The sequence below is a fragment of the Paenibacillus taiwanensis DSM 18679 genome, from assembly GCF_000425125.1.
Classification (GTDB): domain Bacteria; phylum Bacillota; class Bacilli; order Paenibacillales; family Paenibacillaceae; genus Paenibacillus_B; species Paenibacillus_B taiwanensis.
In genome coordinates, this window is sequence record NZ_KE384306.1 from 745,300 (window position 1) to 758,517 (window position 13,218).

The 13,218-nt window shown below is 44.7% G+C and carries 4 protein-coding genes; all 4 read left to right on the top strand.

Features of this window, described 5'->3' with window-relative positions; all coding sequences use genetic code 11:
- Positions 1–300: 300 nt before the first annotated feature.
- The 4 genes from H509_RS0112310 to H509_RS0112325 all read left to right on the top strand — a co-directional run bounded on the left by H509_RS0112310 (position 301) and on the right by H509_RS0112325 (position 13,184).
- Positions 301–4,827: a non-ribosomal peptide synthetase gene (locus H509_RS0112310; protein ID WP_036696994.1), complete on the top strand. Its 4,527-nt coding sequence runs from the start codon at positions 301–303 to the stop codon at positions 4,825–4,827.
- A gap of 71 nt (positions 4,828–4,898) precedes the next feature.
- Positions 4,899–6,167: a macrolide family glycosyltransferase gene (locus tag H509_RS0112315; protein ID WP_028545355.1), complete on the top strand. Its 1,269-nt coding sequence runs from the start codon at positions 4,899–4,901 to the stop codon at positions 6,165–6,167.
- Positions 6,168–6,194: 27 nt separating this feature from the next.
- The gene (locus H509_RS25105; RefSeq protein WP_051287017.1) at positions 6,195–9,335 is read left to right on the top strand and encodes a cyclic peptide export ABC transporter; all 3,141 of its coding nucleotides are present in this window, start codon (positions 6,195–6,197) and stop codon (positions 9,333–9,335) included.
- A 42-nt stretch (positions 9,336–9,377) separates the two neighbouring features.
- Positions 9,378–13,184 (top strand): non-ribosomal peptide synthetase, encoded by a 3,807-nt coding sequence (locus H509_RS0112325; RefSeq protein ID WP_028545356.1) that lies wholly within the window; start codon positions 9,378–9,380, stop codon positions 13,182–13,184.
- Positions 13,185–13,218 lie beyond the last annotated feature (34 nt).

Genomic DNA, 13,218 nt, shown 5'->3' on the forward strand with positions numbered 1-13,218 from the left:
AGCGCTTATCTTTTGTTGCAGTCGTTGACGTCGTATGATTTGTTCACGCTTTGGACCCTTGAAAAGCGAAATAGCACTTGCTAATATAAAAATAGATTCGTAACAATTCACAAGATTTAACATCAATTTTGCAACAACATTGATTCTGCATAAGCATTCCTCGGCTGTATAGCTGCTGTTTCATACATTGCGGACATCATGAGCATGCCCTTCCGCGATATACCTTTCCTGTCGTTACACATCTTTTCCAGTATATATTACATGTTTATATTTTGAATCTCATATGATGGGGGATTGACTATGAGCCATACAGCTCATCTTACACCTGAACCAGTCGTTCTGCATGAGCTGACTCATCCGCAGAAACGTATTTGGTATATCGAAAACATTTATCCATCCATTCCGCTCCACAACATTGGAGGAACGATTCGCATTAAGGGTCGCGTTGACATGGATGTGCTTGAGACAGCGATCCGACACGTCATTTTGCAGCATGACGGTTTGCGGATTCGTCTTCGTGAGCTTAATAATGTCATATACCAATATGTGAGTGCAGCATGTGAAGAACGTTTACAGTTGGTAGATTTCACGGGCAGCAGCGATGCTGAAGCAGCTTATCGGCTGTGGCTATCAGAGCAAGCACGCACACCTTTTCAACTGCTGGAATCTCCACTGTACGATTTAAAATTGTTCCGAATTTCAGACCATGATAGCGGATACTTGATTAAGCTGCATCATATTATCGCAGATGGCTGGTCCACGCAGATTATGACGGAGCAAATTTATAATCTATACAACAAGATCAGTCAAGGGGAATATATCGAATTAACGGCTGCTCCTTCCTATTTGGACGTCATTGATTCGGAACGCCATTATTTGCAATCAGAACGGTATAATAAGAATAGACAGTTCTGGATTAATAAATTTACTCCGTTGCCTGATGTGAATATGTCCTACGGCACAGACCATATCGTAGGGACTAGGATTACCCACACCTTAGATGCGCTAACTTCAGCTCGCATGCAAAGTTTCACCGCCATACATAAGACCTCTCTAAATACTCAGTTTGTAATGTTATATCTACTCTTTATGTACAAGACAACCAACCAGCAAGATCTAGTGATCGGAACGCCAGTGTTGAACCGCTCAGGACGCAAGGAGAAAAGCACAATCGGTATGTTTACGAGCACGATGCCGTTTGCTTATCGGATAGACGGAAGTCTTTCTGCTTTAGACACGTTGCAGCAGATGGGCAAGCAGTTGATCGAATGTTATTTCCACCAAAAATACCCGTATGATTTACTTGTGCAGGACCTGGAGCTTAAACGACAGGGATTCGATCAGTTGTTCCACGTATGTGTTAATTATTACAACTCCAAGCACGTTAATGATTGGAACGGATGTCCCGTCGAAAATGAAGAATTCTACAATGGATTTCAATTATACGCCAAGCAGCTTGTGATCAAGGAATGGTCCGATACGGGATGTATAACGTTAGATGTTGACTATAAACCGACTGAATATGATGAGCAATATATAAAAATGATGATTAGCGGCATGATGAATTTGTCAGAACAGATTATGGCTTATCCAGAACGGCCGCTTGATCAGCTTAGCCTGCTCTCAGAATCGCAGTATGAGCAGCAAATCATTCGGTTTAACGATACAAAAGTGTCTTATCCGGAACAAATGACGATTACAAGACTGTTTGAAGAGCAGGTTGAACGAACACCGTATGCCATTGCCGCAAAATATAAGAGTGAGCAGTGCAGCTATCAGCAGTTAAATGAAAAGTCAAACCAATTAGCACGAGTGCTGCAAGGCAAAGGTGTACGCAGTGGATCGATCGTGGGATTGTATACGGAGCATGGACTAGAATCGATAATTGGCATATTTGCCATACTGAAAGCTGGTGGGGCTTACCTCCCCTTAGATCCTAAACATCCTGAAGAACGACTTGCCTATATGCTTGCAGACACCAATGCCTCTGTATTGCTGACGAATACAGACCTACCAGCAGCTATAGCGTACTCAGGTGAAGTGATTGATCTTCGTCAGACATTCCTTTATCGCGGAGATGCGTCAAATTTAGCGGGCGGAAGTGGTCCATCAGATCTGGCCTATATTATTTACACCTCAGGCTCTACAGGGAAGCCGAAAGGCACGATGATAGAGCATCGGGGATTGGTCAATTATAGCTGGTGGGCCAAAGAAACGTATATGAAAAAGGAACGAGCCGTATTCCCTTTATATTCTTCACTGGCGTTTGACCTGACGATAACGTCTATCTTCACACCTTTAATTGGTGGAGGACTTATCACCATTTACCGTGATGACGAGGATGAGTTCGTGTTGTTTCGTATATTGGCAGACAATGAAGCAACAGTTATTAAGCTAACACCAGCCCACTTATCGTTGCTGCAAGATCGTCGATATCCGCACAGCTCGGTCAAACGATTTATTGTAGGCGGAGAGGACTTAAAGTCGTCACTTGCCTCGCAAATTGAGCATTGTTTTGATCACGAGATCGAAATTTACAATGAATATGGGCCAACGGAGACAGTAGTTGGTTGTATGATTTATCAGTACGATCGTACTGAAACCTCCTTGTCAGTTCCGATTGGTGTACCTGCGAACAATGTCATGATCTATATACTGGATGCTCAACTGAATCCTATGCCGTGTTATGGGATCGGGGAGCTTTACATTTCAGGCCACGGCGTCGCCAGAGGATACTGGAACCAGCCGGAATTATCTGCAACCCGCTTTATCGACAACCCCTTCCATCCTGAATATCGGATGTACCGGACTGGAGACCTCGCGTTCATGAGGGAAGATGGCTCGATTATTTATATGGGACGAGTGGACCATCAAGTAAAGATTAGAGGTTATCGGATTGAATTAGGCGAAATTGACCATGCCCTCACGCGTATAACAGCAATCAGGGAAGCTGTTGTAATGGATCGAAAGCACGATCAGGGAGCTGTATATTTATGTGCCTATTTTGTCAAGCAGGCATCCATAACCGAGCAACAAATCCGCATAGCTTTGAAGCAAAGCTTGCCAGATTATATGATTCCGGCTTATTTCGTTGAACTAGAGTCCATTCCTTTAACGGCAAATGGAAAAGTAGATCGTAATAAGCTGCCTGAGCCTTTGACGGCCAAGATGACACTTGATGTGGTGGAGCGGAATATCCCGCGTGATGGGATGGAAGCCGTGTTTATGGCTGCGGTTGAACAAGTGCTTAACCATTATAGCTTGACATGGCAAGACCATTTCTTTTATCAGGGTGGAGATTCCATCAAAGCGATTCAACTGGCATCTAAGCTCAAAAACGCGGGCTATCAATTAAAGGTGAAGGATATTTTGTCCAATCCTTTGTTGATTGATATGGTGATGCAGGTCCGTCCATTACACGATGCAATTCAAATCGATCAGTCTCCCCGTTCAGGGACGATCGGGACAACACCAATCATAAGCTGGTTTCAAGAATTATCATTGCGGAATCCGAACCATTATACCCAATCAGTACTGCTGCAATTAAAGCAGGACATTAGTACAGAACGACTCACCGAACTGCTAAATATTTTATTGCATCATCACGATTCCCTGCGCATTTATGTCAAAGCAGAGGATGAGCAATTAGCTTATATGGAACATACAGATGGAGCGCTTTCGATAGGGAAGACGGATCTGACGGGGTACTGTGCAGCAGAGCAGTTGCAAAGGCTAGCATCGACAGGCTACAAGCTCAAGTCGGAAATGGATATTCACCGTGGAGTGATGTTTAAAGCTCATCTGTTTGAACTGGGTCAACAAGGTACACGAATGTTGCTAATTGGTCACCATCTGGTTGTAGATGGGGTGTCATGGCGTATTTTGCTGGAGGATTTGGCCTTGTTGCTGGAGCAATCGGTGCTTGATCACGGAAAGTTACAGTTGCCAGACAAGACATCTTCTTATCAGGATTGGTCTAGTTATAAGGGGAAATTAGAGGGCGAAACAAGCAAAGAACAAACATATTGGGAAGCCGTCATACAAGACCCGCCTGTTATTCCGGTTCAGCAATCAATGGGTGGAGCAATGCCGATGCTTGTAACTTCACAAACGTACCATCACGTATTTGACAAAAGTATAACCGCTAATCTTTTGAAAGATGCGAATAAAGCTTATCGAACAGAGACTAAGGATTTATTGATTACAGCGTTAGCCTTGACTCTATTCCATAAATTCGAGCTTGATGAAGTAGTAATAGAGCTTGAGGGGCACGGTAGAGAGCTGGTAGACAGCAGTTTGGATTTGTCTAGAACAGTAGGGTGGTTTACTTCAATTTATCCTGTTCGGATTCAAAATCATGCAGGACCTATTACCCATAAAATTAAAACGATTAAAGAATTGCTGAGATCTATTCCCTATAACGGAATTGGATATGGGGTACTTCGGTATTATACAAAAACCTTAAAGGACACCCGACTTCAGGCTCCAATCCGATTTAATTACTTAGGGGATGTGGACACAAGCTTTAATAACGAGTGGTTCTGCATGGCACATGAGTCTTCAGGCTCAGAGAGTGACATACACAATGAAATGACAGCGTTACTGGATATACAGGCGATTGTAATTGATCAACAATTGCGTGTGGAATTGGCTTGCAGTCACTTGCACTTTAATGAAAGTGAAGGTAAAGAACTAGTTTCCATGTATGTGCATGAGCTGATTCAAATCGTGAATCACTGTTGTGGCAAGACTGATCAGGACTATACGCCATCCGATTTTGATGCCGTCCAGATTACTCAGGATGATTTGGACGAACTGTTTATTTAGAAACGATCTAGCATACAAACATGTTATTTCGATTAGAGAGAACAATCTATTAATGGAGGATGGGGGCTAATATGGCAAAAGTGCTCTATTTTAGCGTAGATCTTCATGGACACGTCAATCCGACATTGGGGTTGATTCATAAGTTGGTTGAATCTGGAGAGGAAGTTGTCTATTACGCCAGCACTCCGTTTCAGGAGAAGGTCGAGCAGACAGGGGCAAAGTTTCGAAGTTATGAGGGAACTGTTGGATTTGCTACACATGATGGGCATGGCATTGATACGTTTCTAGTATTTGCCGACTTTATTTTAAGTCGAACGGAGGCTGTGCTGGCACGTTTCTATGACGAGATTGCCGCTTGGAGGCCAGATTATATTATCCATGATGCCTTTTGTTATTGGGGAAAAGTATGTGCAGAGCGTCTCGGTGTGCCTGCTATATCTTTATGTGCGAACTTTCCTTATATCGATGAAATGGCCGACTTGGACCCGGACTTTTTTGTGGAACATGTGCTGAGGGCCTCCAATGACCCGTTATATCAGAAATTTAAAGGGAGCAGCCTCCTTTATCGTAAGCTGCTAGACAAAATGTCGATGCTTATCAGCAAAAAGTACGGCTTGATGCAGGTGAATGTCATTAATGACATTTTTTGCAGCAAGCAGCCGTTAAATCTTATTTTTTCATCGCGATTTTTCCAACTTCACGAAGAAGCGTTTGACGACAGTTACTTGTTTTTGGGGTACCCGATCTTCCCGCGTGCTGAAGCTGTAGACTTTCCATTTGATCGATTAGATGGCAGACCGTTAATCTACGTGGCATTTGGTACCATCTACAATCAGCTTGTAGATACGTACAAAGCGTGCTTTGAAGCTTTTGCACATTCAGATTGCCAGGTCATTATGTCGGTAGGGCATCAAGTTGCTCTTGCCGAGCTTGGACAAATTCCAGACAACTTTATCGTTCGGCCATATGTCCCGCAATTACAAATTTTAGAGCATGCGAACGTGTTTATTACGCACGGTGGAGCTAACAGTATATATGAAAGTATTGCCCATGGCGTGCCGATGGTCGTTGTCCCTCAAGTGTTCGACGAATTTATGGGAGCGATGATGGTGGAACGAGTTGGAGCAGGTCTGTATGTGACCGATCGTGAGCCGACTGCGGTTATGCTTCAACAAGCTGTAGAGCGGGTGCTTGGGGACGATTGCTATCGTACAAACTGTTTGGATGTAAAGCGAAAATTCGACGAGGCGGGGGGACTGACGACCGCAGTTGATCGGATATTCGAGTACGTAAATCAGTTTTACGACAGTGAAGTCCATAATGGAGCGCTTATTCCATAACCATTAAATCGTAAATGAGGGTCCGATATGATTCGACTAAAGCATTTTCCAATATTGGCTATTATTTATTGTTTACTCCTCCTGCCACTAGGATCAGTGTCGGCGGCTGATCTGTTCGCAGGTAAGGAAAAAGAGATTGAAGCCTATATTGAGCAGCAAATGTCCAAAGGGGACATACCTGGGGTATCCGTCGTTATTCTTCAGAATAATAAGCCAGTGTATACGAAAGGGTTTGGCTATGCTGATCAATCAGCTTCTACACCTGTAACGTCGGATACGGTGTTTGAACTAGGCTCGACAAGTAAAGCTTTTACAGGAATTGCGCTGCTTCGTCTTGTGGAAGAAGGCAAGTTACGGTTGGAAGACACCGTAAATCAATATATTCCTACATTTAAAGTAACCTATGAAGGAAAACCAGTAGATATCTCGCTGTATCAGCTGCTTCATCACACAAGCGGCATTCCATTTGACACGATCGGAAACATACCGATTGCAGACGGAGACGATGCGCTTGCGCAGACGGTGAAAACGTTGGAAGGTATTGAATTGGATGATAGACCTGGGGAAGTGTATTCGTACGCCACGATTAACTATGATGTGCTCGGTTATATCATTCAACTCGTCACAGGTAACACCTATGAGAAGTATGTAATTGAGCAAGTACTCAATCCGCTCGGACTACAGCATACGTACTTATTCCGAAACGACGTTCCTGCTGAACAGATGGCTAAAGGATACAAGTTTAATCTGCTGAGAACCGTTGAATACGATGCACCTGTCTATAGGGGAAACACGCCAGCCGGATATGTCATGTCCAGTGCGAACGATATTGGCAAGTGGTTAAGTATTCAACTTGGTCAGAAAGAAGGCATTGCACCTACTTTTCCACAGCAAATTATCGAGAAATCGCATGCACCTGACCGGACTGTAATGCCAGGAGGGGATGGGTCTTCCTATGCCGCTGGCTGGACAATTCATCAACGAGGCAGCGGTGAAATTACACACGGGGGAGAGAACCCTAACTTTTCATCCGCCTTTTTATTTAGGCCGCAGGATGGAATTGGCGTAGGTGTCCTTGCCAACCTGAACTCTACGTATACGCAAACAATTGGACACGGGATCATGCAAATGCTGTTAGGCAAAGAGCTTCCCGATCCTGCGACAGACCAATATAAAAGTATGGACAACACCGCATCCGCTATTTTATTTATTGCGATTCCCGCAATGCTAATGATCATCTGGTTCTCGGGTACGGCTATATGGGAAGCCGTGCGCGGCAAGCGGCGGTATGCAGGCAGTGGCAGCAAGCTGGCAGCAAATTTGCTTATTTCCTTACTGTTTATGTCTGGCTTCACGTACTGTTTGTACCGAATCCCGGATGTGATTTATGGCGGATTATCGTGGGATTTTGTGCAGGTGTGGGCTCCGCAGAGCTTTATTACTGCAATCATTTTGCTCTTTTTTGCGGTGCTGCTGTTTAATTTTTATTTCATTTGGACCACGTTATTTCCTAAGAAAAATGATCGCTCGATGTTTACCTTGACGCTGCTAAGCATTGCGAGTGGGTTCGGAAACGCACTTATCATTTTTATCGTTAATGAAACGCTTAATCGCGATGACGGCTTTCAGGGGGGGCTTCTGCTCTACTTTGCAGTGGGGATTGCAATCTACGTCGTTGGTCAGAAGCTGGTGCGGACCAGATTAATTTACATCGCAAATGATATGGTTTACGAAAAAAGGGCAGAGCTAATCGATAAAATTTTGGATACTCCTTACCAGCGGGTCGAAGGTTTAGAGGACGGATCGATTCAGGCTGCGCTTAACAATGACACGGAAACGATTAGTGAATTTTCCGGCATTGTCATTACTGGGGCGACTAGCTTTGTTACGTTAATCTGCTGTTTTGTATATATGGGAATTATTAGCGTGTACGGTTTGGTCGTATCAGTTGCCTTTATTTTTATTGCCGCAGGGTTACACTTTGCGATTGGTCGTCAGGCTAACAAGCTGTGGGAACAAACAAGAGACATTCAAAATGTATTTTTTAAGTTTATAAATGACTTGATTACCGGCTTTAAAGAACTGAGCTTGCATAATGGCAAAAAGCAGGACTTTAAGACGGATATGCAAGCTAGCTGCAACACATATCGGGAGAAACGGATTCAAGGTGGACTGAAGTTTGCCAACGTCAACGTTATCGGAGAATTGTTGTTTACGTTAGTCATTGGGGCTGTCGCATTTTTGTTTCCACTATTATTTACAGATCTTAAAGTGAACGCATTAAGAAACTATGTCTTTGTCCTGTTATATATGACAGGTCCTGTTCATGGTATTTTAGGCACGATTCCGAATATTTTCCGTGTTCGGATCAGTTGGAATCGGATTAGTGAGTTATCTAAGCAATTGGATGAATATCGGGCGCAACAGCAGCTGCAAGTGGATCATACGTCAACCGGTACGAAGGTGGAGGCGCAGAAGCTTGATGTACAATTGCGAGCAGTGGAGTATCAGTATGACAACAAGGAAGGGGATACCTTTACGGTAGGGCCGATTCATTTTTCCTTCCGTGGGGGAGAAATTACGTTTATTACCGGGGGCAATGGAAGTGGCAAGTCAACACTTGCCAAGCTGATTACGGGCCTCTATACACCAACAAAGGGCGAAGTGTTTATTAACGGGCAAATCGTTGACAGTCTGACGCTTGGCCAGCAATATGCGGCCATTTTTAGCGATTTTCATCTGTTTGAGAAATTATACGGCATCGAAACCGAACATAAACAAGCAGAAATTCAAACTTACCTCCGTACACTGCATTTACAGGACAAAGTAAATATTGAAGACGGGAAGCTGAATACGATCAAGCTGTCAACCGGTCAGCGTAAGCGCTTGGCGCTGCTCATCAGTTATTTAGAAGACAGGCCAATTTATTTGTTTGATGAATGGGCGGCAGACCAAGATCCGGAATTCCGTGCCTTTTTCTACAACACGTTGCTGCCAGAGCTTCGGCAGCGGGGGAAATGTATAATTGCGATCACACATGATGATCGATTTTTCGAACTGGCGGATCATATCATTAAAATGGATATGGGCCAGATTGTACATCAGGAAGCAGGGCGTTTGTCTGAGATTGCAGCAACTGCTAGTTATGCGGACAAAACAACGCTGTAAGCCGTTTATAGAGCACAATGGAACACGGAGAGGATGAATGTTGTGGCTGCTACTGGGCAATCCAACAAAATAGACAAGTCAAATGTAGAGGACATCGTATCGTTAACCCCTACGCAGGAAGGCATGCTGTTTCATTATTTGAGGCAGGAAAATCGCTCCTTTTATGTGCAACAGCTTGTGTTAACACTGACAGGTCAAATTGACGTGGATCATATGCGTACAGCATGGAAGACTGTTATTTCTCGGAATGAGATGTTAAGAACAATATATCGTTGGGATAAACTGGAGAGCCCGATTCAAGTTGTACTTAAACACAAGCCTGTTGTATGGCAAGTAATCGATGCTACTTCACTCTCTGAAGACGAATTGCTTGCAACGCGAGAAGAGCTGTCATGTACGGAACAGCTTCAAATCACGTTAGAGGAGCAGCCGTTTCGAATAGCGCTGCTGCTAATTCGACCAGATCATTGTGAGATGATGATCAGCTGGCACCATATTTTATACGATGGGTGGAGCAATGGGGTCATCTTGCAGGAATGGATGGAGGCATATGAACGATTAGCTACACAATCCGTGACTTCTGAAGAGACTCTACCTTCAAAAACGAAATTTAAAGAGCTGGTTAAGTGGCTGAAAAATCAAGATGCCAACAAGCAACGCACTTATTGGAGTGACGTGCTTAGTGGTGTTGAAGCCGGAAAGTCGCTTTCTTTGAGCAACGAAGCTTCACTTGAACAACGAGCAGCCCCTTCTATTAAACATGTAACGCTCAGTCTGTCCAGTTCTGAGTGTGATGAAGTGTTTGCTTTTGTACGACAGTACGGAGTTACGCTCGCCTCCCTTTTATATACGACGTGGGGCAGTGTACTGCAAAAGTATTTACATTGTGCAGACATCGTAATAGGCACTACGGTGTCTGGAAGAGTGCCGGATATCGATGGTGTGGAAAATATGGTGGGGTTGTTTATTAATACGATTCCACTCCGCATAACGATGAAGGAACAAGAGTCTGCGCTAGAACTGGTCAATCGTACACATGACCAATGTAAAAGACGAGAGGAATTCGAGCATACACCATTGATCGACATAGGAACGTACAGCGGGCTGACGGGTGCGGAGTCTCTGTTTAACACGATTGTTGTTCTGGAAAATTATCCATTGGATGAGCGAATACGCTCAAATCGGATGTTGAAGATTGACAACTTTTATATGCATGAAATGACACACTATGACGTTACTTTGGGTGTCATGTCGATGGATAGCATTGAACTTGATCTTTCCTTTAATCCGCAGCGCATCTCAACAGAGATGATGGTACGCATGGCTGGTCATCTGCAGACGCTGCTGCTAGCTATTGTTCGAGACGCGCAGCAACCGATAGGTCAGCTGACTATGCTGACTGAGGCAGAGCGGAGCGTCATCACGACTTGTTTTAACAAGCCTGTTGCCGCACAGCATACGGTTGAACCAGTGCATCGTTTATTTGAGAGACAAGCTGCCGCTGTTGAAAATCAACCTGCCATTGTGCATCGCGGCAAGTCTATCTCATATAAGCAGGTGAACGAACAGGCTAACCGACTGGCTAGGCGTCTACTTCAACAAGGACTCCAGCCAGAACAGCCAGTTGCGATTTTGCTGGAACGGTCTGCATGTACAATCATTGCCATGCTGGCGGTGCTAAAGGCTGGTGGTGTGTACATTCCGATAGACGAGCAATATGCTGAGGATCGTATTCAGTACATGCTGCAAGATAGCAACGCAAAGCTGCTGGTTACTAGCGAGGAATGGCGGGGACGAGTTTCATTTAAAGGGACCATACTTCACATGGAATCGGGGCTGGAGACGGCGGATTCAGATTGTGCTGCAACGCTAGCATCAGACAATTTGTCACAACATGTAGAAGCTGAGCAAGCTGCTTATATCATTTATACGTCTGGTTCAACTGGCAAGCCTAAAGGCGTAGTTGTCGAGCACCGGCAGTTGGTAGCTTATACAGCAGCCTTTCAACACGAGTTCCAGCTTACAAGTGCAGATCGCTTTCTACAGCAGTCTTCTTGTTCATTTGATCAATTTGTGGAAGAAGTGTATCCCATACTTTTAGCAGGAGGAGCTGTCGTTGTTGCGGACAAGCAGGATGTGCTTGATCTGGAGCGATTGGCGCAGACCACACGGGATCAAAACGTAAGTATCGTGTCGTGCTCGCCACTGTTGCTAAATGAGATCAACAAGCGTAATGGTTTACCTAACGTGCACACGTACATTAGTGGAGGCGATGTGCTAAAGCCGGCGTATATCAACCAGCTAGTCCAAATTGGACGGGTCTACAATACGTACGGCCCGACTGAAGCAACGGTGTGTGCAACCTATCATCGTTGTACGGGCAGCGAACAGCAGGACGTCCCGATCGGTAAACCTATTTTTAATTATAACGTGTATGTGATGGATAATTATTTTGAACTGCTTCCTATTGGTGTAGTTGGCGAAATTTGTATAGCAGGGCATGGGGTAGCGCGAGGTTATTTGAATAGGAACGAGCTTACGACGGAGAAGTTTGTAGTTGATCCTGTGCACGGCCAAGGTCAGCTGTATCGTACGGGTGACCTTGGCAAGTGGATGCCAGACGGCAGCATCCAATATGTCGGTCGCAGCGATGAACAAGTCAAAATTCGGGGATACCGAATTGAATTGGGCGAAATCGAATACCATTTGCGCCAACATCCAGCCGTTCAGGAAGCGATTGTGTTAGCCGTAGATGATGGCGACGGCAGCAAGATGTTGGCAGCTTATATTCAACTTGCAGAAGATGCCGTGCTAGAGACAGCAGGATTGACCTTACGAGAATATGCCGTGGACAAGCTGCCTGCATATATGGTGCCAACGGTCATGTACCACATGGATGCCGTGCCGTTAACGATTAACGGTAAATTGGATAAAAAGGCGTTGCAGGCGATGAAGCGCAGCCTGCACATCCCCCTTGAAGATGACGATCAGACTGATTTGTCCAGCACGGAGGCTCTTGTTCTCGAGGCTTGGCAAGATGTGCTGAGAAGACAACATATAGGTCGTCACGAGCCATTTTTTGAGGCAGGAGGCAACTCGATTCTGCTGATGCAGCTCCATACGAAGCTGGAGAAAAAGTACAACTGGGGAACGACGGTTACTGATTTGTTTACACATACGACCATTGCCAAGTTTGCTAAGTATGTAGATTTGAAGCATACACAAGCTTCGGATGTTCCCCAAATTGCTTACCAACGGCTGCCGGTTGAATATTTTACGCATCAGCCCTTAGCTAGTGGCTCGATGTCCGTTACATGCCAGCTTGAATATGAAACCGTAACTTCGTTAAGACAGATGGCACGTGAACATAAAGCAGAGTTAGTAGATCTCGTCATTTCCATGTATGCCTATTTGCTAACACAAATAAATAACAGCACGGAATCAACGATTCAGTTGTTGGGCGAAGATGGTCAACAAGTTGTGCCACTTGCCATTAATTTGTCCGAGCTGCAAGGGTTTGCACAGTTGTTCAGCCTTGTGCACACAACACGGATTGATCCACCGGCATATTATGTGCTCCACATCGCACCACACTTGCTAGTTCAACAGCCGAAAGCAAGGGAGGAAATACTTGCGCTTGTCACGTACAACACGGAGGTATCACAGCGCGGGGAGTGGCTAAAGACATATGATGTGATGCTTCTTCTGGATGAAGAAGAGGGAGGACAAGGTCTGACGGTTAGCTTTCGATTTAATGACAAGCGATTAAAGAAAGAGAAAATATCGGCATTGCTGCAAGCATATCAGGATATGTTGCATCAGCTGTCTGAACGTTATGCTCGTACTTAAATAAATGTGTGCTTGAAAAAGAAGGAGGTGGGAT